Raw genomic sequence first — 25,766 nt, 5'->3', positions numbered from 1 at the left:
GCTGAAACACTGTGCCACCGGAGAGAACGATGGCACAGGTTATACAACTCTTTAAATCTTCACCCACCACCCTGACCACGGCAACGCCCGAGGCCAGCGATTTTTTGCGACGTATTAAAATCGGCGTGTGGCTTAACTGCGACGTTAAGCTTGTCCGAAACTATCTCTTTCACAAACGCTTCTTCGCGCTGCTCAATCTTGGGTTCGAATACTGGACACCCACCGGAGGGGCGATAACCCCCGCTGAAAAAGAGTATCTACATGGGTACGTTCGTTACCTGATCTCGATGGCCGGCAATGACGATCTGCTTTTAGAAACTGAAAAGGTCTACAACGAAACCCACGGGCAGTGGCGAACAAAAGAGGCGGCAATTACCAAATCCTTCGAGGCCTTCAGAAAGTGGGCCATCATCGAGGCGGGTTTCTACGACGAGTTTATCCTTCCTGATGGCACCCGCCGCCGCGAAGCAAAATCAATCTCTTTCGCCAACATGAAAGAGGCTGAATTCTTCCAGGTCTACAAGGCAGTTTTTAACGTCCTGTGGAACACCATTCTGTTTAAAAAATTCCGTAACTATCAGGAAGCCGACAACGTAGCCATGCAGCTGCTGGAGTTCGCGGCGTGAAGAAGAAACCAGACCTTCGCAAAACGGCCCGTGGGCGTGAATGTACAATTCGCATTCCTGGTATCTGTAACCACAATCCCGAGACTTCGTGCCTCGCACATTACCGGCTCGCGGGTACGTGTGGTACCGGATGCAAACCCGACGATGAACAGGGCGCTATTTCCTGCAACGCCTGTCATGACGTGATCGACGGTCGCGTTAAAACCAAAGAATACACCTATGAAGAACTTCGGCTTATGCACGCTGAAGGTATTCTTCGCACACAAAAAATCTGGCGAGATGAGGGGTTACGCTAAATGAAACTTGAATCGGCGTTGAAACATTTTAGCCCTCAGGGCATGCACATCAGCGATGACGTAAAAGGAACCTCTCAGGATCGGCTGACCGGCACTGATGTTATGGCAGCCATTGGTACCACCAGCAGCCGCGCACGTTTCGGCCTGACTGCTTTCTTCGGAAAGGCCGGGATCAGCAAAACGGATGAACAGCTCGCAGTTCAGGCGCTGGCACGATATGCGATGGACACTGCACCGAAGAATGTTCGCAAAGCAGCTGGTGGGCAGTTAGGTTGGTGTATGCAGATATTGGCACAATTTGCCTTTGCTGATTATTCCCGCTCGGCGGCGACCAGCGTGACGTGTCACAGCTGCAGTGGTACCGGACGAACAACCCGCGAGCAGGTCACCCGTAAGGTTTCGTACCCATGGGGTAAAGCGCCATACTGGGCCAGTCGTTCTCGTGCCGTTCGTCCGTCTGATTGGGAGCAGTGGACAGAGGTAACAGAGGTTGTGCCTGCTGTCTGTGATGCTTGTGAAGGCAGAGGAACGATTAGCTCCCGCTGTCGGTGTGGTGGTAAAGGAGAGGTACTCGACCGCAAGGCCACAAGCGAATGCGGTGCGCCAGTGTTTAAAACCTGCGAGCGCTGCAGTGGGAACGGATTCTCTGCGGTACCGTCTACTGCGGCCTATAAAGCGATACTGAATCGCGTTCCGGATCTACACGTCAGAACATGGACTCGTAACTGGAAGCCATTTCTTAAGGTGTTGGTAAGCATCTGCCAGCACGAGGAGGAGAAAGCAGCTAATGAATTTCATAGAGCAACCAGTACAACGGAAGAAAAGAGCAAAGTTTAGGTTTTTAGCAACGCAAAGCTTGATTTTGTCCGAAGTTGTCGTGCATAGTTCTAATCATGCGGAGTAACGCCCTTAAAGATTTCAACAAGAAGCCCCTATCGGGGCTTTTTCATTACTTAAGCCAATTTAAAAAGGTCATAAAGTTATGAAACTCAATTTCTTCTGCTGTCGTAGAGTATTTAATTTTACTAGCGATAGGCATTAGGTTATTTTTTGTTAAGAACTTGCTGGCTTGATGTTTTAGATTTTTTAATTGTTTGATTCGCTCTTCAATTGTGTCGGCGATTCTTGCAACTTCAGCAATCTCAGGGCTTGGCGCTGTTGATACATCAATGGCGCGGATTTTTTTTAGATCTTCATTCATTGATACAAATAAGTTGCGCAGATTATTCTCTGGTAACAGGACGTGGCTGAATGATACTTTCCCCATGTCGTATTCGCTCGTTGCCTCACCGGATTCCCGCATATGTTTATTCATCGCAAAAAGAATAGTTCTGGTCTTCTTGTCTGTTTCAACTTCTGAAAGAGTCACAACGCTAGTCTGCGTTTTTTCTAAAAGGCGGATTTCTGCAGCTCCAAGCCTGCCAGAAAAATTGGAATTTTTACTCTTTTCGATAGCAAAAGAAAGGTAATCAATAGTGGGTTTGACGCTTCGTAGCTCCTCTAAATTTTTATGCCAGGTATCACATTTATCTTTTGCGGTACAAATAATTTCCCGGTTCGTTTCAAGTTGCATGAACTTATTGAAACTGAGAACGTTTTCACCAAACTCAACTCCGAATTCGTTTTTTCCACATTTGTTGCCAATGTTGGTTTCTATGCCTTTTGAGGTTTTGACTATGTAACCCATTTGGTGTGGCTGGTTGCATCCAGTTAAACCACAGTGGATTTCTTCCTTAAATTTATAGTAACCAATAATCTCCTCAAACTGATGATCGCCTTTTGCTATTTTGGCAACAAAATTTGGTCTTGAAGTGATTAACTCCCAGTCGTCAACTTTTACGCTGCCATTTTCTGTTTTGAGAAAAATCATGAATCGCTCCATTCGATATTGGACCGTTTATTTTATCGTCAGACAATTGAGATCTCCATATCTTAGTTTCACTTTTGAAATTGATTAGTTTGGCGTACTTACTTCCCCTCCTTTTGAGAGGATTCACAGCATTTATGGGGCTGACCGATCCTGTTCCTGGGGCTACTGTCGCGTCTGGTGGCGAGCCAGAGTATTTGGCCCCGCAACCGGGTATTCGCGAAGGTGTATTGCACCAGTACCCCTGTCATATCGTCGGTCTATAAACGAACAGAGCGCATCATCTCATCCCATTAAGGTGGGGTGGTTTGTTGGGTGGTGTGCTCCCATTAAATTATTTTTAACTCATTCGTTGCGCTTGATAATTTGTCTGCTAACTTTATACGGCATCCTCTGGATGGAATGCCTTTTGAGCAATGATGAATCCCCCTAGCGGAGGGGCGAAAACAGCAAATTCTGAAAGCGATAGAGAGACGCGGGGGGCTGGTGGCTGACCAGATCCCCATCGGGAGGCACCCGACATCATACTCGTTACTTCCCTTTACTCCTGATGGAGGCCTGTTCGTCCGAGCAGGCTTTTTTTTGTTTTACTCAAAGTGAGTCTGGCTAGTTGAGCTGAGCTATTGGTATCATAACTTCCTAACAAAGGAGGAGTTTATGGCTTGGCTGGGCGTACCATTTCAATTGAGCAGTGCGGAAGTTTTCTATAATGCTAGGTTGGCATTGGATAAAATCCCAAAAGTTATTATTGAAAATGCAGATAAGTCGGTAATTTCGGACACTATAGCTGCTGCATTTATTGGTGGTGCTATTCCAGCGTTGGTTGCTTATTTTGCTTTAAAACATAATTCCAAGTCTTTAGAAAAACAATTGGCGCAGCAAAGTGAGTTGGCAAATAAAACACTTAAAGCACAAATTGTCACCGCGAACAGAAAAGATTGGGTCAATGATTTGCGTGAAACTACCTCACTATATTTGGCTAGTTTTCAGGGAGTTATGAACGCATCTAATTTCCTACATCAAGAGCGCGCCCGAGAAAAAATTAACTCTGAAAAGATCACTTCCTTTATGGAGATGAGGACTAACCATCTTCAAGAAATGTGCTCTCAGTCATGGAAAATCAAGCTACTTTTGAAACCAGAACACCTTGAAAGTAGTGTGATTTCGGGCATATTAGATGATGTCGTTAAATTGGTTAACAAAAATAAGTTTTATAACGACGAGCGATATACTAACGAAATTACGCCTATTTATCGTAATCTGACTGATAATATTAAGAGCATCATTGATAGAGAAATGTTGAGGTTTGAGTCAATTTCTTAATGGATAAACGGAAGGATATTAAATCTTTCATTTAAACCGCCTGAGGGCGGTTTTTTTATGTCTGCAATTGGGGAGGAATCATGCAGAACTACACCCCGCCAGGGGGCTGGGGTCCGGTACTTCATTTTTTACATGAGCACCGCCTGTCAATTCAGTCAGCACTTACGGCTTTCTGCATTGCAATAGCTTTTTCCCTATGGGATGGGCTGGCGTGGCGACGCGCAATAAATGCTGGCTTTATCTGTTTCTTTGTAGCTCTGGCCGTTTCAGCTTTTTTGGAGCAGTTAGGGGTTTCAGATATCGACTGGTCTTTTGTTGTGGGGGTTGCTGTTGGTGGTGCTGGAGCCGACAGGTGCCGTTCTCTGATTAATGCGGCTGTAACGTTATTTGCAAGTAAGAAGGGTATTAACGATGACAAACAACTTTAAGTTTTCTCAGCGCAGTGAAAACAATCTCAAAGGAGTAAAGCCGCAACTGGTGGCCGTTGTACGCCGTGCGCTTGAATTGTCCGCGGTGGATTTCGGTATTAATGAAGGTGTCCGCACACAGGAACGCCAGAAACAGCTTTATGCTGAGGGTAAAAGTCAGACCATGAACAGCCGACACCTTACCGGAGAGGCCGTTGACGTTGTGGCCTATGTTGGTGGGACTGTTTCGTGGGATTTCCCGCTTTACAGGAAAATCGCTGAAGCTTTCAAGCAGGCCGCTCAGGGTTAAACACCCCTGTTGAATGGGGAGGCGACTGGAAGACGCTGGTAACGACATGCGAACAATGGAGTTTGATGATAACCCGGTGATATAGGTCATTAAATACACAAGGAAGTGAACAGGGGGCTTCCCCAAAACTATTATTATATGCCTGATTTAAAACGATTTATCTTTGGCTGTTTTGCAAGATAATTATGGGGGTGATTGTAGATTATGCTTCTGATCTTATTGAAAAAGTAAGAAATGTTTTTATCTCCATCCGCGCAAGGTGAAAAGCATCCAAACCAAACATGCAAAACTCCGCGATGTAATTATGTCGATGCCATTCTAAGCCGCGCCAGCTCTGGGTTGCAGAAACAGACCCGGCATATTTACCTATAACAGTTTGCCCAGTGTATTATTTATAGATGTGCTTAAAGTCCGCTTTTCGCTAATAACTTTGCCCGAGTAATTGCTCCGGCATTAAATATGGGGTGCTCGTAGCGATCGGTTACGTCACTCACGCGGTAAATTTTCCACTTTCCGTCTTCACGACGCATATAGACTTCAAGATTAAGAAACCCGCCGTTCTCAATACCAATCCGGACAGGAAGAACTTCGCCATTGATGAATTGATGCGCCGCACCAACCTCAAGCCGCTTCACCCAAGAGGGATCATAATCCTGAACATAAGCGAAATAATCTGACCCCAGGATTTCCTGTTCAGGAATAGACTCTATCTCGTTAAGTCGTGATAGCGTATCTGCCGCAACGTACTCTCTAAGCTGAGGGTATTCACCATCACTTTCCGCCAAAAATGTCAGATAGTTGGAGTAAAATTCTTCCGCCCGTTCGGCAGCACTCTGCTGAGGTACGCACGTACAAGCTGATAATAATAACGCCAGAGTAATTATAATCCCCCTCATCATCGACTCATCCTGTAAATCTTATAGGCTGGTTGTGCGTGGCGGTAACCCGGCCCGGGGTACATACTGAGCTGGGTAAAATCTGAGATCCACCGAGTGCCGTCGAACATTGTCATATGGCCGCTTGAGTTTCCCCCGGGATAGGGCTGAATTACAGCCACATCTCCGCTAAGCAACGTTGAACCAGGAGGAACCTCTTTAAATCCTGCACGCAAAAGTTTTGGTCCATAATCCTTTGCATCATGTGTACGTTCAAGCGTAATGCCGCCAGCGATTATGGCACGACGTGTAAACTTCGCGCATTCGTTATGAGAGTGTCCAAGCGCATGCGAGCGGAGGTAAGAAACAGCCGCGTCTTTATTCCAACTCATTGATAGTTCCTTTCTGTAAGGTAAGAGCGAAATTCCTGCTTGAGCAAGACAAGTAGCAGAGTGTTCATCAGCCTGTTGTTAATACTCTGTGGTTGAAGAGATGAGTAGGCAAAAAATGTTATATATTATATTTATATTTCATGTGGTTATGTGTTTGTGGCCGGGGAGTATAAACATCAATAGTTAATAACATGGACGAGCATGAGGGAATAAAAAACATCCTTTTTATGAATTTTCCGCATTAAACCGCTTGCTTTGTCGTCAGCGCCGTGCGTTAATGGTTTTCTGGTTTTGAGTCCAAATAAATATCTGACGTAGTTTTTAAAGCAGTTCTCATCACGTTGTGCCTCTCCGCAGCCTCTCTTGGGTCTTTATCTACATTCCGATTCGTTTTGTTTAAAACCATTATGCCCAATCGGCCCATTAGTAATTTACGTTTTAACGTTTCAGGAGAATCCTATGACTTCTTATATCCATTTCCGCTGCCCATGCTGTCATGGCTCGCAGTACCGTACCTCAGTCTTTGATGTATCTGAGAAAAACCCGCTCGGTGCGAAATGCATCTTTTGCAAATCGTCAATGATCACGCTCGATCACCTGGCCGCTGCGCGTCAGGCGCATAGCCACGTTACCGAGTACCGTAAGTAATTTTTACTTAAACTATAACAGTTAGCAAAATCTTCTCTTTTTCTCCTGCTGATATACACTGTCGGCAATAAGGAGAATCTGATGAAAAAATACCAGCGTCTGGCGCAACAAATTATCTCGCAGATTGAGCTTGGCGTTTGGCTGCCGGGCGATAAGCTGCCTTCCCTGCGAGAGCAGGTGGCAAGCAGCGGCATGAGCTTTATGACCGTTGGCCACGCGTATCAGATGCTGGAAAGTCAGGGGCGCATTGTCGCCAGGCCGCAGTCGGGCTATTACGTTGCCTCGCGCCCGACCGCACAACAGCCTGCGCCGCCTGCCCAGGTAATGCGTGACGAAGCGGTAGATATCAACACCTACATTTTCGAGGTCTTACAGGCCAGCCGCGATCCGTCCGTTGTTCCTTTCGCCTCCGCGTTTCCCGACCCCCGGCTTTTCCCGCTTCAGCAGCTCAACCGCTCGCTGGCAAACGTCAGTAAAACCGCTACCGCAATGAGTGTGATTGAGAACCTGCCGCCCGGTAACGCTGAACTTCGTCACGCCATTGCGCGCCGTTATGCGCAGCAGGGGATGAACATCTCGCCGGACGAGATCGTCATTACCGCAGGCGCTCTTGAGGCCCTCAACCTGAGTTTGCAGGCGGTGTCGGAGCCAGGAGACTGGGTGATTGTTGAAAACCCGTGTTTTTACGGCGCGCTGCAGGCGCTGGAGCGTCTGAAGCTAAAAGCGCTGTCGGTCGCCACAGACGTCCGGGAGGGGATCGATCTGAATGCGCTGGAGCAGGCGCTGAACGACTACCCCGTAAAAGCCTGCTGGCTCATGACCAACGGCCAAAACCCGCTTGGCTTCACGCTGAGTGCGGAAAAAAAAGCGCGTCTGGTCGCGCTCCTGACGGAGCACAACGTCACCTTGATCGAGGACGATGTCTACAGCGAGCTCTATTTTGGTCGCGAAAAACCGCTTCCGGCCAAAGCCTGGGATCGGGTAGATATGACGCTTCACTGCTCTTCCTTTTCAAAATGCCTGGTGGCGGGGTTTCGCATCGGCTGGGTGGCGGCAGGAAAACACGCGCGCCGCATTCAGCAGCTGCAGCTGATGAGCACCTTATCAACCAGTTCTCCCATGCAGCTGGCGCTGGTGGACTACCTGGCGACCAAGCGCTACGACGCCCATCTGCGCCGCCTGCGACGCACGCTCGCCGAGCGAAAACAACAGGCCTGGCAGTCGCTTCTGCGCCATATGCCCGCCGGCGTCAAAATCCACCACAACGACAGCGGCTACTTTTTATGGCTGGAGCTACCTGCGCAGCTGGACGCGGGGCTGCTGAGCGAAAAGGCCTTAACGCACCATATCAGCATTGCGCCGGGAAAGATGTTTTCCACCTCTGACGCGTGGACGCCGTTCTTCCGGTTTAATACGTCCTGGGCATGGGGTGAGCGGGAAGAGCAGGCGGTCATTCAGTTAGGTAAATTAATTAGCACAATGATGGAATAACTTTTCCCCTTTATTTAAATAATCATTTCTTATCCTGACGACGGCACGGCAAATATTTTGCGGTGCCGTATCATATGAAATCTGCATACCGGCTTTCGAGGCTAACTCCTTGTCTATAATCCAGTTAACGGGGAATGCGTCCTCGGTCACACCTTGATGAAATTTCCTTAAGCCGAACGGTGCGGCGCATTTGCGCGGTCTACGTTTAATAAGGGAGATATTTTTACGGCACGGCTGCCGCTAAATTTCATTGCGACAGGAGTAAATCTTATGAGCAAAAAATTTGCCCGCAGCAGCCTGTGCGCGCTCGGCATGACTATCATGACCGCGCAAGCCGCAGAACCACCAAAGGCCATTGGCGGCGGGGAAGGCCGACTGGATATTATCGCCTGGCCGGGGTACATCGAACGCGGACAGACGGATAAAAATTATGACTGGGTTACCCAGTTTGAAAAAGAGACCGGCTGTGCGGTCAACGTTAAAACGGCGGCCACGTCCGATGAAATGGTCAGCCTGATGGCGAAGGGAGGTTACGACCTTGTCACCGCGTCAGGTGATGCCTCGCTCCGCCTGATTATGGGAAAACGCGTTCAGCCGATTAACCCGGAACTGATCCCCAACTGGAAAACCCTTGACCCGCGCATCGTGAAGGGCGAGTGGTTTAACGTGGGCGGCAAGGTCTACGGCACGCCGTATCAGTGGGGGCCCAATCTTTTGATGTACAACACCAAAACCTTCCCGACGCCGCCGGACAGCTGGAGCGTGGTCTTTACGAAGCAGGATCTGCCGGACGGCAAAACCAATCAGGGACGCGTGCAGGCATACGACGGTCCGATTTATATCGCCGATGCGGCGCTGTTCGTCAAAGCCACTCAGCCGCAGCTGGGTATTAGCGACCCGTATCAGCTCACTGAAGAACAGTATGCCGCCGTGCTCAAGGTACTTCGCGACCAGCATGCCCTGATCCACCGCTACTGGCATGACACCACCGTCCAGATGAGTGACTTCAAAAATGAAGGCGTCGTGGCCTCCAGCGCCTGGCCGTATCAGGCGAATGCCCTGAAGGGCGAGAACCAGCCCGTTGCCACCGTCTTCCCGAAAGAGGGGGTGACCGGCTGGGCGGATACCACCATGCTGCATGCGCAGGCAAAACACCCGATGTGCGCCTACAAGTGGATGAACTGGTCGCTCACGCCGAAAGTGCAGGGCGATCTGGCGGCATGGTTTGGCTCGCTGCCCGTCGTGCCTGAAGGGTGTAAGGCCAGCACGCTGCTGGGTGACAAGGGCTGTGAAACCAACGGCTATAACTATTTTGACAAAATCATGTTCTGGAAAACCCCCATCGCAGAAGGCGGAAAATATGTGCCTTACAGCCGCTGGACGCAGGATTACATCGCCATCATGGGTGGCCGTTAATCATCCGGGAGCAGAACATGACGTACGCGGTAGAGTTTAATGACGTTTCCCGTCTGTACGGCGACGTGCGGGCGGTGGATGGGGTCACCATTGCCGTTCGTGACGGAGAATTCTTCTCCATGCTGGGGCCTTCGGGCTCCGGCAAAACCACCTGCCTGCGTCTGATTGCCGGCTTTGAGCAGCTGTCTGGCGGCACGATATCTATCTTTGGCAAAGAGGCGAGCGCGCTGCCGCCGTGGGAGCGGGACGTGAACACCGTATTCCAGGATTACGCGCTGTTCCCGCATATGTCGATCCTCGATAACGTCGCCTACGGGCTGATGGTGAAAGGCGTCGACAAGAAAAAACGCCACGCGCAGGCTCGCGACGCGCTGGAAAAAGTGGGCTTAAGCTTTGCCGTCGCCCGCAAGCCTTCGCAGCTTTCCGGAGGCCAGCGCCAGCGTGTGGCCATCGCGCGGGCGCTGGTGAATGAACCGCGCGTCCTGCTGCTCGACGAGCCGTTAGGCGCGCTCGATCTCAAGCTGCGGGAGCAGATGCAGTTCGAGCTGAAGAAACTTCAGCAGGAACTCGGCATCACCTTTATTTTCGTCACCCACGATCAGGGGGAAGCCCTTTCCATGTCGGACCGGGTGGCGGTGTTCAATAATGGGCGCATCGAGCAGGTCGATACCCCGCGCGATCTCTACATGCGCCCACGCACGCCGTTTGTCGCCGGTTTTGTCGGCACCTCGAACGTCTTCGATGCAGGCCTGGCGCATAAAGTCTGCGGCATGGAGGGCAGCTACTCCCTGCGTCCGGAACATATCCGCCTGAATGAGGGGGGTGAGGTTCAGGTGCAGGGCATCGTCCAAGCCGTTCAATATCAGGGGGCTGCCACGCGCCTTGAGCTCAGGCTCGCCGACGGTGCCAAACTGCTGGTGAGCCAGGCCAATCTCAGCGATTTCTCGCCGCTAAGCGGCATTGCGCCGGGGCAGGCCGTCACGGCGTCGTGGTCGCGCGAGGCGATGATTCGCCTGCAGGAGGAGAGGTGAAATGGCTATGAGTGTCGCGCACCCTCCCACCCCGCGCGGCCGCATAAGCCGCATTACGTCACTGTTCTGGCGTAAACCGTCGCTCGGACTGTTCCTGCTTCTGCTTGCACCGCTGATGTGGTTTGGCATTGTCTATTTAGGATCGCTGCTGACCCTTTTGTGGCAGGTTTTTTACACCTTTGACGATTTCACCATGGCGGTCACGCCGGATCTGACCCTGGCGAACATTCTGGCGCTCTTCAACCCGGCAAACTACGACATCATCCTGCGCACGTTAACGATGGCGATTGCGGTGACGATTGCCAGCGCTATTCTGGCGTTCCCGATGGCCTGGTACATGGCGCGATACACCCGCGGCAAGTGGAAAGCGTTTTTCTATATCGCCGTGATGCTGCCAATGTGGGCGAGCTACATCGTCAAAGCCTACGCCTGGACGCTGCTGCTGGCGAAGGACGGCGTGGCACAGTGGTTCCTCAATCACCTGGGGCTGGAGCCGCTCCTGACCTCGATCCTTACGCTACCTGCGGTAGGCGGCAACACCTTATCCACCTCCGGGCTGGGGCGGTTTCTGGTCTTCGTCTATATCTGGCTGCCGTTTATGATCCTGCCCGTTCAGGCGGCGCTGGAACGTCTGCCGGCTTCGCTGCTGCAGGCCTCAGCCGATCTCGGCGCGCGCCCGCGCCAGACCTTCCGCTATGTCGTTCTGCCGCTGGCTATACCGGGTATTGCCGCGGGTTCAATCTTCACCTTTTCCCTGACGCTGGGGGATTTCATCGTACCGCAGCTGGTCGGGCCGCCGGGGTTTTTCATCGGTAACATGGTCTACTCCCAGCAGGGGGCGATCGGCAATATGCCCATGGCCGCCGCGTTCACGCTGGTTCCCATCGTGCTGATTTCACTCTATCTGGCGTTCGTGAAGCGTCTGGGAGCATTCGATGCACTCTGAACGCGCACCGCTGTTCCTGAAAGTGGCAGCGTGGGGAGGCGTCATCTTCCTGCACTTCCCGCTGCTGATTATCGCAGTCTATGCCTTTAATACCGAAGATGCTGCCTACAGCTTTCCGCCTCAGGGGCTGACGCTGAAGTGGTTTACTGCGGCGGCGGGGCGCGGCGATATCATCGAATCGGTGACGTTGTCACTTCAGGTTGCCGCGCTATCCACCGCGATAGCCCTGGTGCTTGGCACGCTTGCTGCAGCGGCGCTCTGGCGAAGCGAGTTTTTTGGCAAGAACGCGATCTCGCTATTGCTGCTGCTGCCGATTGCGTTGCCGGGGATCATCACCGGCCTGGCGTTGCTGACAGCGTTCAAAACAATCAACCTTGAGCCGGGGTTTTTCACCATCGTGGTTGGGCACGCCACGTTTTGCGTGGTGGTGGTCTTCAATAACGTGATTGCGCGGTTCAGACGCACCTCCTGGAGTCTGGTGGAAGCGTCGATGGATCTCGGGGCCGACGGATGGCAAACCTTCCGCTATGTGGTGCTGCCCAACCTGGGCTCCGCGCTGCTGGCCGGGGGAATGCTGGCGTTTGCCCTGTCGTTTGACGAAATTATCGTCACAACCTTTACGGCGGGACACGAACGCACGTTACCGCTGTGGTTGCTCAATCAGCTAGGCCGTCCGCGCGACGTGCCGGTCACCAACGTCGTTGCACTGCTGGTGATGCTGGTAACAACCATCCCCATTCTGGGAGCCTGGTGGCTAACCCGCGACGGCGAGAACATCGCCGGCGGCGGGAAATAACATTGATTTGAACAGGACAATGCTATGCAAACACATCTGCTGATAAAGGGTGAACTGGTTGCCGGAGAGGGAGAGAAACAGCCTGTCTATAACCCGGCCACCGGAGAGGTGCTGCTGGAGATTGCTGAAGCGTCAGCGGCACAGGTCGACGCGGCGGTTCAGGCCGCCGACCGGGCTTTTACTGAGTGGGGACAAACGACACCGAAAACGCGCGCCGAGTGCCTGCTGAAACTCGCGGATGCGATTGAAGCGCATGGCGAAGAGTTTGCCCGGCTCGAATCCCTCAACTGCGGCAAGCCGCTGCACTGTGCGCTGGGCGATGAAATTCCCGCAGTGGTCGACGTTTTCCGTTTCTTCGCCGGGGCGGCCCGCTGCCTGAATGGGCTGGCCGCGGGTGAGTATCTTGACGGCCACACGTCGATGATCCGCCGCGACCCGGTGGGCGTGGTTGCCTCTATCGCGCCGTGGAACTACCCGCTGATGATGGCGGCATGGAAGCTGGCGCCTGCGCTGGCGGCCGGTAACTGTGTGGTCATCAAGCCGTCTGAAATCACGCCGCTAACGGCGTTGAAGCTGGCGGAGCTGGCGAAAGATGTCTTCCCGGCTGGCGTTCTCAACGTGCTGTTTGGCCGTGGAAAAACGGTGGGCGACCCGCTCACCGGACATGAAAAAGTGCGCATGGTGTCGCTGACCGGTTCGATTGCCACCGGGGAGCATATCATCGGCCACACGGCGTCCTCCATTAAGCGCACCCACATGGAGCTGGGCGGTAAAGCGCCGGTTATCGTGTTCGATGACGCCGACCTGGATGCGGTTGTAGAAGGCGTGCGGACGTTTGGTTTCTACAATGCCGGGCAGGACTGTACGGCGGCCTGCCGTATCTATGCCCAGAAGGGGATCTATGCCCGGCTGGTGGAAAAGCTCGGTGCCGCGGTCGCCAGCCTCAAAATGGGTGCCCCGGAGGATGAGTCTACTGAACTCGGTCCGCTCAGCTCGGCTGCCCATCTTTCACGCGTCTGTCAGGCGGTTGACGAGGCGAAAGCCCTTGGCCATATCCGCGTGGTGACGGGCGGGAGCAAAAAAGAGGGGGCGGGCTACTACTTCCAGCCAACGTTGCTGGCCGGGGCGAAACAGGACGATGCCATCGTTCAGCGAGAAGTGTTTGGACCGGTGGTGAGCGTCACCGAATTCGACGATGAAGCGCAGGTCCTGGCCTGGGCGAACGATTCGCAGTACGGCCTGGCGTCGTCGGTCTGGACGAAAGACGTGGGACGCGCCCATCGCCTGAGCGCTCGTCTGCAGTACGGCTGCACCTGGGTCAATACCCACTTTATGCTGGTGAGCGAAATGCCGCACGGCGGCATGAAATTGTCTGGCTATGGAAAGGATATGTCGGTGTACGGGCTTGAGGATTATACGGTTGTCCGGCATGTGATGATAAAACATTAGGAAATCATGCCCGGCGGTCTGCATCGCCGGGCGTTTGCTTTACCAGCCACACACCTCGTGCTCATTTTCCGTGTCGTAAGCGCGGACGGTATTCACCAGATCTTTGACCACGTCTGCGGCGACGTCGGGGATGAGCAACTCCATGGGGGCCTCTGTTTCATAATCCACCGAGACGCCGTTGCTGTTGTTGGTCACGGTCACTGTGTACGTTGCTTTACCCACGCGGTTACTCCTTATGTGTATTGACCACTTTGCCGATGCCCGCGCCCTGAAGCGTAACGTCAGGATCGGCAAAAAAGTCGATATTGAAATAGGTATCGCCGGTCAATAGCTCGATGCGGTGCCATTTCTCCGGCGGCGAGATGCCAAACGATCCGGCTTCAATCACCAGCTCCAGATCCGGTTCGGTCGCGTCAGCGTTCGGGAAACCGAAATAGCGCACCGCACCCTGCATCACCGACAAACGGCCATATACGCTGGCTTTCGTATTATGGTGGGTGAAAAGGGCTTTTGGCGCAGTGTCTTTGTTCCAGAATGGCGTGGAGCGGGTATGAACAAAATTCTCAGGGATACGTAGCATAAGGGTTTCCTCGTAAATAAAAGCCGCTTAAAGCGACTTCAACACCTCTGGTTCGACGAAAAATTCAATATTGAACAGCGTGTCGTCGCTCATCACCTCGATGTGATGCCATTTCTCAGGGGGAAAAACACCGAAGTGGCCGGCCCTGATAATCAGTGTGCTGTCAGGCTCAGGGGCATGTTCATCAGCATAACCCAGGTAACGGACGGCACCCTGCATAACGGACAGGCGGGGATAAACGCCCGGACGGGTACCCGTGTCGAGATGACGCTGAAAGATCCCGGCGGGGGCGGTTTCTTTATTCCAGAAAGGGGTAGAGCGGGTATGAATACAGCTTTGCGGAATGCGTAGCATATTGCCTCCCATGTATGTCTGCCTTTATTAGACGCCTTTGCGGAAGAGAAGATTTATCAAAAAGTGCATTTCACTTGCATGTTATCAATGAAGATAATGGGTGGCTCCCCCTGTTTGTAATACAAAATACTCAGTTGTTATTAGCCGTAATATTCAAGTGGTTATTATGTAATGAAAAAACTTGATCTGTATCAACATATGACGCATATTGCGTGCGGTTATTTTTTCGGCTCTGGTATACAGAATGACGTTGTATCAAAAGATGTTGGTTTTTTACGCAGTGATGGCTTCCATCTGTGCATTGATTACCTGGTTCCTTTCTAAAGACCGCAAGCGCATCCGCCTGCTTAGCGCGTTTCTGGTCGGGTCGACCTGGCCGATGAGTTTCCCCGTTGCGCTGCTGATTTCTCTTTTCTGAAGCATCCTTCCAATTTCGAAAGATGAACATAGCATTCCAGTTACGATGGCTGTATAAATACACAGTGCATCGTAAAAGGAGTGCTTATGAACAGTTTTTACTCGCATCATGCGGGTTGCACCGTGCGCTGGCATGATTTGCCCGGTTCTGGCGATCCCGTAGTCTTTATCCACGGATTGGGCTGCGCCTCTTCCTATGAATATCCTCGCGTCGTCCGAGACCCTCAGTTTGACGGGCGCAGAGCTATTCTCATCGATTTACCCGGCAGCGGTTACAGCGATAAGCCTGAACATTACAGCTATAAAACGACTGAACAGGCGCGCGTCGTGGCGGAGTTGATTGACCATCTTCAGCTGGATGCCTTCTGGTTATACGGTCACAGCATGGGCGGCAGCATTGCTATAGAAACGGCGGGGCTGCTGGCACCGCGCGTGAAGGGACTGATGGTGTCGGAGCCCAATTTTCACGCAGGTGGGGGGATGTTTAGCCGCTCTATTGCGGCGCAAACTGAACACCAGTTTGTGGCGCAGGGCTATAATGCCATGCTCCGCAAAGAGACCACCGCCTGGGCCGGGTGCCTGCAAAGCAATGCACCCTATGCCGTCTGGCGCGGCGCATCAAGCCTGGTCGCCGGTGTTGAGCCGGACTGGGAAGCGCAATTTCTGTCGCTACCTTGCCCGGTGACGTTGATTTTTGGTGAGCTCTCACTGCCGGATGACGATGTGGATAATCTGAAGCTGAAGGGCGTTGAGGTCAAAATCATCCCTGCGGCGGGGCACTCCATGTCGTGGGAAAACCCGTCGGCACTGGCGCAGGCGTTAGCGGAGTGTATGGCGGCGTGATTATCGTTGCTGAATATAGGCCGGGTAAGCGCAGCGCTACCCGGCAAGATAGGCCTCTACAGGATTAAAGCCCGCAGTGCCCGACGTGCGTCAGGCTGAACATCATGCGGGTGCTGATAATCAATGTTTTCGATTGCCCGGTTATAGAGGGCAACCAGCCAGTCATAAACGTACGCGGTGGCCGCATGAACAGGCTGCTCCCCCAGACGCGTCAGGCGCGGTGCGGCACTGCTGACGACGGGCGTAACAAAGATTGCCTGACCTTTGCGAATGCGGCTTGCGGGGCGTTCTGCTGACGGGGTCTGGTCGTAACCCAGCCAACCAACGAAATTCCCTATCACCGCATGCAGCTGCGCCGCGCTGCTTTTATCCGCGTCGACAATTTGCTGAAGCTGTTGCGGCAGATTAAGCCGGTAGCTGGTTACCACCAGCACATCCGCAATTTGCTGCAGCACCGCGGGCTCCAGACCAAGACGGGCGGCGGTAGCTTCATTGCGGCTCCACTGGCGCAGATGATTTATCCATACTCTGTGCGCCAGGCGCGCTTTGTCTTTTGTCTGGAATCGTCCTGCGCTTTCCTGGGCGTTATCGGCGAACAGATCGATGGTGTCCGTGAACAGCCCGTTCACCTGCTCCTCGCGCGGCTGCTGAACGGCGAGCAGCGTTTCAAAGGCTTTCAGCGGCGGCAGCAGGCCCTCAAGCAGCTCCCCGTGACGGGCGGCACTGCTTTGCAGCGTGCGCACCATATTTTCGGCCTGAGCACGTCGTGTACCCGGTTCCTCAACCAGCGGCGCCAGATAGCTTTGCATCAGCGACGCGATCTCCTGCCGCAGCAGGTTTTTCAGCGTGCCAAGGCGCTTCTGCCGCTGTGCCGGGAGCGTCGCCTGAGACAACCACTCAATGACGCGCTGCATGCTGTGGCTGTCCAGCGCCTGCAGAGTTCCCCAGCGCAGGCCTGGCTTGCCCAGCAGATGCTGTACGGCTTCATCGAGATTCTGTCGGGTAGTGAAACGAGCGTCATGCGGTGTGATCGCCCACACCAGCCCCGGCAGGGCAGACTCCTCGGCAGGCTGGGTCTCTTTAATCCAGTTAATTAACACTTTTGCTTTTTGGGCCGTCTGCTCGTGCCGCGCTGTCGCGTTGCAGATAACCAGCACATCCGGCTGGAGCTGCTGGCGGTAATGTTCAAGCAGCCACTGGCATTTAGCCTGTACTAAAGGATCGGCACTGCCGTCTTCAAAGACCGGAATATCAATGATATCAACGTTATCCAGCGCGCCATTCTCAATCGGCAAGACCAGCTCGCGGGTAAGGAAAGCAAGCACGTCGACCGGGATGCTGATGGCGTTGAGCATTTCACCGTTGTTCAGCGGATGAAGCAGCGTCTCCTGAGTTTCCTGCTGGGTTAAGGTGCCGTGCGTCAGGAACCCTTCACCAGGCAGACCAAAGCTGTCCACCAGCAGGCTCAGCGGCGCAGCCAGCTCGCTCGCATGGCTGGTCTGATGCAGCACGTGGGCAAGCTTCAGCCACTGCTGGGTTAACTCCTGCTGCTCGCCCCACAGCAGCGACCAGACGCTGGCGCGGGTGCTGAGATCGAGCGATGGCACCAGCTGGGCAAACTCATGCCACAGGGCGTCATCAATTTGCTGTCTCGCGGCGGGTACCGTGCTTTGCCAGAAACGCGAAATCGCACCCACATCCTGCGCCGTGATGCCGGGCACGCTCTGCGGCTGGCGAAGGCCGCGCCATTTCTCCAGACGCGTCTCAATGACCGCCTTATCCACCGCACGCATCTGCGGGTGCAGCGTCGTGCGGGCAATAAACAGTTGTACCAGTTCGGCCTCGGTGACCAGGCTCAGACGCAGCGGAAACGCCTCATCCGCTACCTCCGGGGTGTCTCGGGTGAAGCGCACGGCCATGTTGGTCAGGGCATGCCCTGGGTTAATATGCGAAAAATAGTCAAAGGTGCGCTGGCCCGGCATCACGTTCATGCGCCCGTTACCGCTGCCGCACAGCGACAGCAGCAGGTGCGCTTTGGCGCTCTGAGAATAGCCGTAAAGCCCAATGCTGCTCCGGCGGGTCAGGGCGCGTTCAATGGCCTGCTCCCGCGCCTGCGCCGCGTTGATGCGAGCAAGCAGGGCATCAGCATCGTTATCCAGCACAGGGGCGTTCAGGCGCGTCTCATTAATCCACCCGATCAAGGCCTGAGTGGTGGTCGTGGTCGCTGTCATTTCAGGTATACGCTCCCGCTGTCGATCCAGTAGTGGCTACCGCTGTGTCGGCGATCGGCCAGGGTATTCAGTTTGAAGGTTAACGCGTCAGGCGCAACCGGCGTGCCGTCCTGCAGCCAGGCATCGCTGAGCTCGAAGGCCTCCGGGCCCTCCTGCTTGCTGCCGCCGCAGAGCTTAAGCCGCACGTTAAGCACGCCGTCGCCGGCAATCGCTTTTGCCAGTTCAGCCGAGTTGATGCTGAGCGTATAAAGCGGCGTGGCGGGCCAGCGCGCGTTCGCCAGCTGGCGGAAACCGAGGGTGACGTTACCGCGCAGCGGGAAGTGCAGCCGCGCGTCGAGCTTCGCGCCGGGTTTATCGAGATCGATATCCTGATACCAGACGTTCTCCTCGCGCAGGGTGTTGACGGTGTTATCCAGCACGCCGAGATAACGCACCGTTGAATACGCGCCAATGTCCGCGGCCTTAAAGTTAAAGCGCGGCAGACGCAGATCGAGCGCCAGGCTGCAGAGCATGGCCCCCACCGCGGCGGTCGATTTCGGATTGCCTATGCGCCCCTGCTGGCTGAAGGGATACCACTCGTGAACCTGATATTTATCCAGCCAGACGATGCGGTTGACCGGCACCGGCTGCAGATGCCGAATCAGCGCCTGAACGCCCGGCAGGCAGCCCGGGCGCCCGGTGATGAGCAGAATATCGCAGCTGTAATGGGAAATCGCTTCACACACAGCGTGGAGCGGCGAGGTCAGCGTAAACTGACCGGCCAGCATTGCATCCTGCATTTCGCGGAAGTTCACGTGCAGCGGCACGGCGAACAGGTCGAAGGCTTCTGAGCCCGCCGGCAGGGCATGATCGATTGCCTGCTGAAGATAGTTCATCACGTTGCGGGTTGGTTTCTGCGCAAGGAGTTCGCCAAAGGTGGCATGCAGGCCCGCCAGCGGATCGTCAATGTCGCTGGCTTCCCACGCGGAAAGAATGGCGTGGCCAAGCGGCATAAAGAGCTGAAGCGCCGTTTGCTGGCGCAGTACCGCCTGGGTATCAATACGCCCGGAGTCGCCGAACAGCGACGCCATCAGCAGCGAGGCGTCCGCAATGCCGGATTTCTGCAGCTGCGTTTGCAGGGCGGGCAGGACATAGCGCTGAATCACGTCCAGCAGGGTATCGTCGCCCGCCACCTTGAACCCTTCGCGGAACAGCAGCTGCGGGGTGATTTTGACGTTATTACCGGAGCCGTCATCAAGCTGGTAGTGGGTTATTGCCATATCCGTGGTGCCACCGCCGATGTCGATAGACGCGACGCGTAATGCGCGCCCCGGCTGCACGCCTGGCTCAGGTTCACGATCCGTGCGGGCGAGGGAGGCGAAAAAGGCTTCCGTCTGGCCGCCAAAATGGGAAATCGCTTCGTTATACAGCCAGACCAACTGACCGCAGCTGGCTTCATCCCACTCCATCTGGATCTCAGGGACCGGCACCACGCTTTTTTCCTGCTGCTTGCGGGTGGCAAAATCTTCATCCTGCGGGTGCCAGCCCATCGCTTTCCAGACGATGGCAATGGCTTCAAACATGCGGCGACGGAAAATCTCGCGCTCCTGCTTCGGCATGGCCGAGGGCAGGGTCAGGATCAGGGTGCGCAGCTGGCGCGGCGAGGCCGGGAAGCCCAGGCGCAGGCGGGTGGCGACGCTGTTGATCTGGCCCAGCGCCTGCGCCAGCAGCTCGCACAGCATGTGCGTCATCAGCGTGCTGCGGCTGTACTGCGGCGAAAAGACCGGCAGCCGCTCGTCCTGCGGCAGCGTAAACAGCGGCTCACCGTCATCGTTCATCAGGTTCATCAGCGGAAACGCCGTGGCGAGCGGTTCACGCTGGGTTTTGCCGTTCATCTGGCTAAAGCGCCAGTCCTGCACGACAGGCGTTTCATCCCACAGGTAGCGGCGCGGGCTGGAGATGCCGCTGTTACCTTCGGTTCCCAGGCGCTGCATCGCCAGCTTGCGGGCTTCATCGCCCACGCGAACAATCGACGGCCAGACAAACGCATCTTCGCGACCGCTTTCCACCGAGAAGTGCTGTTTGCCAAAACGCGCTTCGGAGAATTCAAGACGGCTGGTAAAGAGAGGCTCGTTCAGGAACTGCGGCTCGCTTAACGAACGAACCTGCAGCTCGGCGGTCTGCCGGAGCCCGTCGTTTGCATCACCGTGGTCTTCGATAATGACGCCGCAGGTGTGGGTGTTGCCCACGTCGAGGATCAGGTCGACAGGAATGGCAGGCGTGCTGAGCGTATGGGTGACAAATTTCACTTCCGGCACGGTGAGCTGTTCACCGAGCATGGTCAGTACATTGAGCCAGTGGGCCTGATATTCAAAACTGCGCATCGCCTGATGCAGGTCGCGTTCAGAGCGGTTTTCCACGCCGTCGGCATACTGGGTAAATGCCTCACGCAGCCAGCCGTCAATCCAGGTCTGGTCGAGGAAGCTTTCTACCTCACTATCGTGCCACGCCAGCGCAAAGCGGGTTCCATTCAGAATATCGTTTTCAACCGGCGACAGGGCGGAAGTGGCATGCTCCGCGATCTGGCTGTCGAGCGCGAGGGTGACGCGGTGCGAGTTGCCTGCCGTGTCGGGCTTCTCGAGCTTGCGCACCTGAACGCGCGCCCAGTTATCCGGTCCTTCCACAAAGGTCCGCGGCGGGTTGAAGCGCAGGAAGGGCACGGGAAGCCAGACGCCGTCCAGCACGGCAAGGGACTGATGCAGCGGAATGGTGGTTTCCGGTTTAACCACTTCAGGCTGACCGCCGTTCGTCCCCGGCAGGGTATAGCGCCCGTTCACCAGGTCGAAATCGAGTCGCAAAAGGGGGCCGTTCGCGGTTTTACGTACGAAGCGCCCGTTGCTGGCGGTGTCCTGCGGCGTCAGGCCGAAATCCAGGAACTGCACGCCGCTGTTGGCAATAAGCGTGACGCTTTGTTTATAGTCGCAAAGATTTACCAGCATAGGATCAGGCACCTGCTTTCTTGAACGTCAGTGGGACGACGGTGTTGGCATCGTAGCGAGCGCGACATTCTGCGATATCGCTGGCCCCGGCTTTACAGGCGACTTCCGGCATCGGATAGCGGGAACCGTCGGTGCAGCGAGCATTGCCGCGACTTTTAATCATCAGCTCGCCATTGCTGTGTAGCCCGGAGAAAATCTCCGCGCGGCAGACAATGTTGTCGCCGTGCACGACGCGGGCAAAACCTTTATTGTTTTGGATTTGATAGCGCATTGATGGCGGCTTGCCGGTGACCGGATCTTTCACGTCGAGAACCGCTCGCCAGGTACCGTTCAGGAAGCGCGTCGACCCGGCTTTCACCTGACCAGCTTCCATCACCATGGCATCTTTCGGGATCGGAACAATTACCACCGGTGCGGCTTCAGGCGCAGGCGCGGGTTCTTTTTCTTTACTGGCGACGACCTCAGCCTGTTGCAGGGGGAGATTCATAGCCAGCGGCTCTACCGCTTTGATCGGCTGCGGTGCAATAGCCACGGGCTCAGGAGCCGGTGCCGGAGCGGGCTCTGCCGAAGGGGCCTGTTTTGGCCACAGCAGCGGCGCGGCAACGGCTGCCACAATCACGGCGGCAACCGGCAGGGTCCACAGGGGAATGCGACGTTTTTTCGTGACGGCAACAGGCGCAGGTTCCTGAGCGGGTTGCGCAACAACCGGCGCGGGCTCCGGCTCATACAGTTCTTCCGGCGTAATACGCACGGCGGTGATGGGCGCAATCAGCGGCTCGTCTGCTTTTTCAAAGGTGATGGCCGGTTCGGGCGCGGGTTCTGGCTCGGGCTCTTCAATCACAACGGGGGCAGGCTCGGGGATCAACGCTTCACGCAGGCAGTCGAGGACATCGTCGCGCGCATTTTCGTTCAGGTTTACAAAACCCCAGAAGCAAATAATCGGCTTTCCTGCGACCAGGAAAACAAAATTCTCGCCGGGAAACTGAAACGCTTTCGACAGCAGCGAGCCGAAAAGCTGCTGCGCGGTTTTGGGCGACTGGAGGCATTTCTTGCTTAACGACTCAACGCTGGCAAGCGTGTTTTCCAGATAGCGCAGGGCGCGATAGCGGTCGTCTTCACTGGCCGCCTTCCAGCTGGTGACGCTTCCCTCAACGGGGGAATACCAGTCCACACGGTCGCCGCTGTCGTTGACCTGAGGAATAGCCAGACAGTCCACTATGGCCTGCTGTTTGCGCAATCGAAGCGCTTCCCGGATTTGTAACGCTGATTCAAAAACGGCCTGTCCGCCGCCGCCAACGGCCTGAAAATCATCCAGATTACCGCTGCGTAAAAGAGTTTTTGCCACGATTTGATCCCATATACTTCTTCACACCGTTACTTTAACGAAACGAGGAAGCAAACAAACGGAGGAAGAGACGCTAAAAGCGCCGATTTCTTGCGGCATAGATCGTGACGGTTGTGCTTGACGAATAACGTCACTTAAGGCAAATCACCTTTTTTTGCACTGGCGGCAAAACCGGCAAAAAACGCGGCTTTAGAATAACCTGATAGTGTTTCGTTATTTGCCAGGTGATAAGGGCTGTGCTGTTATTACTGACCTATATAATAAAACTGTCAGGGTTATAACTATGTCTACAGGGAAAACGCTGCTCGCCCTTGCGCTGAGCGCTCTTTTACCAGCCGGTGCTGCATGGGCGGCAAACAACGACACCCTTATTTACTGCTCCGAGGCATCGCCAGAGTCGTTCAACCCGCAAATCGCCAGCTCCGGCCCGTCGTTCGTGGCCAGCTCTCAGGTTCTGTACAACCGCCTGATCAATTTCGACCCGGTGAAAAATACCCCGGTCCCGTCGCTGGCGGAATCCTGGACGATTTCACCGGACGGCAAGACCTATACCTTTACCCTGCGCAAAGGGGTGAAGTTCAACAGCAACAAATACTTCAAACCGACGCGCGACTTTAACGCCGATGACGTTATTTTCTCGGTGATGCGTCAGAAAGACCCTAAACACCCGTACCATAATGTGTCCCAGGGCAACTACGAATACTTCAACGATGTCGGGTTCGATAAGCTGATTCAGGACGTAAAGAAGGTCGATGATTATCACGTTCAGTTCACCCTGAGTGAACCCAACGCCGCGTTCCTGGCCGACTGGGGAATGGATTTCGCGTCGATTCTCTCCGCCGAATACGCCGATGTGATGCTGAAAAAAGGCACGCCTGAGAACGTAGATACCTGGCCGATCGGTACCGGGCCCTATGTGCTCCAGCAGTACAAGGTGGACTCGCTGATCCGCTACGTCGCTAATCCGAACTACTGGGATGGCGAGGTGCCGACCAAACATCTTATCTTCTCCATTACGCCAAACGTGGAAACCCGCCTGGCGAAATTACAGACCAACGAGTGTCAGATTATTCCTGCGCCGTCTCCGGTTCAGTTTGACGTGATTAAAAAGAACAAAGACCTGACGCTGCACTCTGTCGATGCGCTGAACGTCGGCTATCTGGCGTTTAACACCGAGAAAAAGCCGTTCGATAACGTGCTGGTGCGTCAGGCGCTGAACTACGCGACCGACAAGAAGGCTATCGTTAATGCGGTCTTTATGGGCTCCGGTACGGTGGCAAAATCGCCGATCCCGCCAAATATGCTGGGCTTTAATAAAGATCTGCAGGACTACAGCTACGATCCTGATAAAGCAAAAGCGCTGCTGAAGCAGGCCGGACTGGAGAAGGGCGCAGAGGTCACGCTGTGGTCAATGCCGGTTCAGCGTCCGTATAACCCTAACTCGCGTCGTATCGCGGAGATGATCCAGAGCGACTGGGCGAAAGTCGGCGTGAAGGCCAAAATCGTCTCTTACGAGTGGGGCGAATACCTCTCCGGGATGCGCAAAGGCGAGCACGACTCCGCGCTGTTCGGCTGGATGTCCGATAACGGTGACCCGGACAACTTCGCCGATGTGCTGCTGGGCTGCAACAGCATTAAAACCGGGTCAAACGCCGCGCGCTGGTGCGATAAGGGTTATGATGCACTGGTGCAAAAAGCGAAGCTGACCAGCGATCCGGCCGAGCGTGCGAAACTGTACGGCCAGGCGCAGGAGATTTTCTACCAGCAGGCACCGTGGATCGCGCTGGCAAACGGCAAAACGTTCTTTGCAACCCGCAGCAACGTGACCGGATACAGCGTGAGCCTGATGGGCAGCGATTTCTCTAAAGCGAAGCTGAACTAAGCATTTATTGCCGGGTGAGGCGTAAGCCACCACCCGGCAAAAACAAGGAGCGACAATGTCACATTTAAACGAAGTTATCGCCCGCGTGGATGCCGCCATCGAAGAGAGCGTCATCGCCCACATGAACGAACTGCTGATTGCATTGAGCGATGATGCCGATCTCAGCCGTGAAGACCGTTACGCCCAACAGCAGCGTCTGCGTACCGCGATTTCGCACCACGGTAAGCAGCACAAAGAGGAGATGGACGCGCGCCAGGAACAGCTGACCAAGGGCGGCACCATACTGTAATCAAAACTGGCGTCGCGCTACCAGCCAGGCCCCGACGACCAGCATCACCGCGCCGCATACCGGGCCGATCAGCGCGCGCAGGGGAATGCTATGGCTTCTCAGCATGTCAAGGACCAGCCCGCCAATCAGCTGGCTTGCGACCAGCACCGCGATGGTCGTTGCCGCGCCAACGTTCTGGTAGCCGCTGATGCTGGCAAACACAAAAAACGACCCCAGCAGCCCCGGGATCAGCGTCCACCAGCGCACCGTTGCGGCCAGCTCACTGAACCCGGCGAAGCCCTGCTTCAGCAGCAGAATGCTGACAAACAGCACAATGCCGACCAGGGAGTTCAGCAGCATTGCGATAAGAATGGTGGAGGAGGACTGGGTGATACGCACCATTAAGGTGTTTTGCACCACCAGACCGATCCCCGCCGCCACCAGGAACGCCAGCGTCAGCGACTGATTCATGGGATTGCGTCCGGGTCGCTGCGCTCGTCCAGCTGCAGCTGCATAAAGGTTAAGTCCAGCCAGCGGCCAAACTTGGTTCCCACCTGCGGCATTTGTCCGGTCGTCACAAAGCCGAGCGTTTCGTGGAGGTGAATCGAGGCATGGTTTTGCGCTTCAATCCCGGCCACCATCACGTGTTTACCGATGGCGCGGGCCTCGTTAATCAGCGCCTTCATCAGCGTGCGGCCAATCCCCTTGCCCTGATGATCCGGGTGGACGTAGACCGAGTGCTCAACCGTATGACGGAAGCCGTCAAAGGCGCGCCAGTCGCCGAAAGAGGCGTAGCCGGTGATTACGCCGTCCTCCTCACTGACCAGAACCGGGTAGCCCGCAAGCGTGCGCGCCTCAAACCAGGCGATTCGGTTATCGGTATCGACGGTTTTATCGTTCCAGATCGCGGCAGTGTGCAGCACCGCGTGGTTATAGATCTCTCCTATCGCAGCGCAGTCTTCTTTACAGGCGTGACGAACGATCATGATTAAACC

27 protein-coding genes and 1 pseudogene are annotated in these 25,766 nt (G+C 54.8%); 17 read left to right on the top strand and 11 right to left on the bottom strand.

Annotation, left to right across the window (positions count from 1 at the left end; translation table 11 throughout):
• Positions 1–29 precede the first annotated feature (29 nt).
• Genes IB212_RS11985 through IB212_RS11975 form a run of 3 tightly spaced genes read left to right on the top strand, consistent with a single transcriptional unit; the run spans position 30 to position 1,759 of the window.
• Entirely contained in the window at positions 30–626 is a 597-nt protein-coding gene (locus IB212_RS11985; protein ID WP_041909745.1) for a DUF1367 family protein, read from the top strand.
• Entirely contained in the window at positions 623–922 is a 300-nt protein-coding gene (locus IB212_RS11980; protein WP_041909747.1) for a DUF1364 domain-containing protein, read from the top strand. Before IB212_RS11985 ends, IB212_RS11980 begins: the two co-directional genes overlap by 4 nt.
• A complete protein-coding gene (locus tag IB212_RS11975) occupies positions 923–1,759 on the top strand; it encodes an antitermination protein (RefSeq protein WP_041909748.1) in 837 nt (278 codons plus the stop codon). It abuts the gene before it with no gap.
• Between the two features lie 112 nt (positions 1,760–1,871).
• Here the strand turns inward: IB212_RS11975 and IB212_RS11970 are convergent, their stop codons facing one another.
• Positions 1,872–2,792 carry a hypothetical protein gene (locus IB212_RS11970; RefSeq protein ID WP_041909750.1) on the bottom strand — a complete coding sequence of 307 codons (921 nt, stop codon included), beginning with the start codon at positions 2,790–2,792 and terminating at the stop codon, positions 1,872–1,874.
• 654 nt (positions 2,793–3,446) lie between these two features.
• Here IB212_RS11970 and IB212_RS11965 point away from each other — a divergent pair.
• The 3 genes and pseudogenes from IB212_RS11965 (at position 3,447) to IB212_RS11955 (ending at position 4,909) form a co-directional block, all read left to right on the top strand.
• Positions 3,447–4,112 carry a hypothetical protein gene (locus IB212_RS11965; protein ID WP_041909752.1) on the top strand — a complete coding sequence of 222 codons (666 nt, stop codon included), beginning with the start codon at positions 3,447–3,449 and terminating at the stop codon, positions 4,110–4,112.
• 80 nt (positions 4,113–4,192) lie between these two features.
• Positions 4,193–4,540 carry a phage holin family protein gene (locus IB212_RS11960; RefSeq protein WP_041909754.1) on the top strand — a complete coding sequence of 116 codons (348 nt, stop codon included), beginning with the start codon at positions 4,193–4,195 and terminating at the stop codon, positions 4,538–4,540.
• Positions 4,524–4,909, top strand: a pseudogene (locus tag IB212_RS11955) (M15 family metallopeptidase). The gene IB212_RS11960 and the pseudogene IB212_RS11955 overlap by 17 nt, the downstream one beginning before the upstream one ends.
• A gap of 324 nt (positions 4,910–5,233) precedes the next feature.
• Here the strand turns inward: IB212_RS11955 and IB212_RS11950 are convergent.
• Together IB212_RS11950 and IB212_RS11945 are read right to left on the bottom strand one after the other, a co-directional pair.
• Complete coding sequence (locus IB212_RS11950) at positions 5,234–5,728, bottom strand: YbjP/YqhG family protein (RefSeq protein WP_223239572.1); 495 nt, start codon at positions 5,726–5,728, stop codon at positions 5,234–5,236.
• Positions 5,725–6,096, bottom strand: coding sequence for a hypothetical protein (locus tag IB212_RS11945; RefSeq protein ID WP_041909756.1), 372 nt, complete (start codon positions 6,094–6,096; stop codon positions 5,725–5,727). The genes IB212_RS11950 and IB212_RS11945 overlap by 4 nt, the downstream gene beginning before the upstream one ends.
• A 459-nt stretch (positions 6,097–6,555) precedes the next feature.
• Between IB212_RS11945 and IB212_RS11940 the strand changes: the two genes are divergently transcribed.
• From IB212_RS11940 to patD, 7 genes are all read left to right on the top strand, one after another.
• A complete protein-coding gene (locus IB212_RS11940; RefSeq protein ID WP_041909758.1) occupies positions 6,556–6,744 on the top strand; it encodes a hypothetical protein in 189 nt (62 codons plus the stop codon).
• An 81-nt stretch (positions 6,745–6,825) separates the two neighbouring features.
• Positions 6,826–8,235, top strand: coding sequence for a PLP-dependent aminotransferase family protein (locus IB212_RS11935; protein WP_048956125.1), 1,410 nt, complete (start codon positions 6,826–6,828; stop codon positions 8,233–8,235).
• 270 nt (positions 8,236–8,505) lie between these two features.
• Positions 8,506–9,651: a putative ABC transporter substrate-binding protein YdcS gene (ydcS, locus tag IB212_RS11930; protein ID WP_047365016.1), complete on the top strand. Its 1,146-nt coding sequence runs from the start codon at positions 8,506–8,508 to the stop codon at positions 9,649–9,651.
• 17 nt (positions 9,652–9,668) lie between these two features.
• Complete coding sequence (locus IB212_RS11925; protein WP_126345484.1) at positions 9,669–10,682, top strand: ABC transporter ATP-binding protein; 1,014 nt, start codon at positions 9,669–9,671, stop codon at positions 10,680–10,682.
• A 1-nt stretch (position 10,683) separates the two neighbouring features.
• Positions 10,684–11,628: an ABC transporter permease gene (locus tag IB212_RS11920; RefSeq protein ID WP_188245591.1), complete on the top strand. Its 945-nt coding sequence runs from the start codon at positions 10,684–10,686 to the stop codon at positions 11,626–11,628.
• A complete protein-coding gene (locus tag IB212_RS11915; protein WP_041909768.1) occupies positions 11,618–12,424 on the top strand; it encodes an ABC transporter permease in 807 nt (268 codons plus the stop codon). The genes IB212_RS11920 and IB212_RS11915 overlap by 11 nt, the downstream gene beginning before the upstream one ends.
• Before the next feature lie 24 nt (positions 12,425–12,448).
• Positions 12,449–13,873 (top strand): aminobutyraldehyde dehydrogenase, encoded by a 1,425-nt coding sequence (patD, locus tag IB212_RS11910; RefSeq protein WP_041909770.1) that lies wholly within the window; start codon positions 12,449–12,451, stop codon positions 13,871–13,873.
• Between the two features lie 39 nt (positions 13,874–13,912).
• On the opposite strand, the gene IB212_RS11905 is transcribed toward patD, so the two are convergent.
• From IB212_RS11905 to IB212_RS11895, 3 genes are read right to left on the bottom strand one after another with little or no spacing between them, the layout of a single operon-like run.
• Complete coding sequence (locus IB212_RS11905) at positions 13,913–14,095, bottom strand: DUF1869 domain-containing protein (protein ID WP_003856955.1); 183 nt, start codon at positions 14,093–14,095, stop codon at positions 13,913–13,915.
• 4 nt (positions 14,096–14,099) lie between these two features.
• Positions 14,100–14,453 carry a DUF1971 domain-containing protein gene (locus IB212_RS11900; protein ID WP_041909772.1) on the bottom strand — a complete coding sequence of 118 codons (354 nt, stop codon included), beginning with the start codon at positions 14,451–14,453 and terminating at the stop codon, positions 14,100–14,102.
• 27 nt (positions 14,454–14,480) lie between these two features.
• Positions 14,481–14,807: a DUF1971 domain-containing protein gene (locus IB212_RS11895; RefSeq protein WP_041912006.1), complete on the bottom strand. Its 327-nt coding sequence runs from the start codon at positions 14,805–14,807 to the stop codon at positions 14,481–14,483.
• 244 nt (positions 14,808–15,051) lie between these two features.
• On the opposite strand from IB212_RS11895, the gene IB212_RS11890 reads away from it, so the two are divergent.
• Together IB212_RS11890 and IB212_RS11885 are read left to right on the top strand one after the other, a co-directional pair.
• Entirely contained in the window at positions 15,052–15,225 is a 174-nt protein-coding gene (locus tag IB212_RS11890; RefSeq protein ID WP_014883956.1) for a GhoT/OrtT family toxin, read from the top strand.
• An 86-nt stretch (positions 15,226–15,311) separates the two neighbouring features.
• On the top strand, positions 15,312–16,067 hold the full coding sequence (locus IB212_RS11885; protein ID WP_041909774.1) for an alpha/beta fold hydrolase: 756 nt from the start codon (positions 15,312–15,314) through the stop codon (positions 16,065–16,067).
• Positions 16,068–16,123: 56 nt separating this feature from the next.
• On the opposite strand, the gene IB212_RS11880 is transcribed toward IB212_RS11885, so the two are convergent.
• Genes IB212_RS11880 through IB212_RS11870 form a run of 3 tightly spaced genes read right to left on the bottom strand, consistent with a single transcriptional unit; the run spans position 16,124 to position 22,621 of the window.
• Positions 16,124–18,298 carry a virulence factor SrfC family protein gene (locus IB212_RS11880; protein WP_041909776.1) on the bottom strand — a complete coding sequence of 725 codons (2,175 nt, stop codon included), beginning with the start codon at positions 18,296–18,298 and terminating at the stop codon, positions 16,124–16,126.
• A complete protein-coding gene (locus tag IB212_RS11875; RefSeq protein WP_041909777.1) occupies positions 18,295–21,276 on the bottom strand; it encodes a virulence factor SrfB in 2,982 nt (993 codons plus the stop codon). Before IB212_RS11875 ends, IB212_RS11880 begins: the two co-directional genes overlap by 4 nt.
• Positions 21,277–21,280: 4 nt before the next feature.
• Positions 21,281–22,621, bottom strand: coding sequence for an SrfA family protein (locus tag IB212_RS11870; RefSeq protein WP_188245592.1), 1,341 nt, complete (start codon positions 22,619–22,621; stop codon positions 21,281–21,283).
• A 283-nt stretch (positions 22,622–22,904) separates the two neighbouring features.
• Here IB212_RS11870 and IB212_RS11865 point away from each other — a divergent pair, with 283 nt between their 5' ends.
• Both IB212_RS11865 and IB212_RS11860 read left to right on the top strand, forming a co-directional pair.
• Positions 22,905–24,503 carry an ABC transporter substrate-binding protein gene (locus tag IB212_RS11865; protein WP_041909779.1) on the top strand — a complete coding sequence of 533 codons (1,599 nt, stop codon included), beginning with the start codon at positions 22,905–22,907 and terminating at the stop codon, positions 24,501–24,503.
• A 55-nt stretch (positions 24,504–24,558) separates the two neighbouring features.
• Positions 24,559–24,792, top strand: coding sequence for a YdcY family protein (locus IB212_RS11860; protein WP_041909781.1), 234 nt, complete (start codon positions 24,559–24,561; stop codon positions 24,790–24,792).
• On the opposite strand, the gene IB212_RS11855 is transcribed toward IB212_RS11860, so the two are convergent.
• Together IB212_RS11855 and IB212_RS11850 are read right to left on the bottom strand one after the other, a co-directional pair.
• Complete coding sequence (locus IB212_RS11855) at positions 24,793–25,242, bottom strand: DMT family transporter (protein WP_041909783.1); 450 nt, start codon at positions 25,240–25,242, stop codon at positions 24,793–24,795. It lies immediately after the preceding gene.
• Positions 25,239–25,757: a GNAT family N-acetyltransferase gene (locus tag IB212_RS11850; protein WP_028018868.1), complete on the bottom strand. Its 519-nt coding sequence runs from the start codon at positions 25,755–25,757 to the stop codon at positions 25,239–25,241. Before IB212_RS11850 ends, IB212_RS11855 begins: the two co-directional genes overlap by 4 nt.
• Positions 25,758–25,766: the final 9 nt, after the last annotated feature.

This window comes from Enterobacter sp. E12 (assembly GCF_014596715.2).
Classification (GTDB): domain Bacteria; phylum Pseudomonadota; class Gammaproteobacteria; order Enterobacterales; family Enterobacteriaceae; genus Enterobacter; species Enterobacter bugandensis.
The sequence above is the reverse complement of the archived record's forward strand: the minus strand, read 5'-3'. Positions and strand labels throughout refer to the sequence as shown.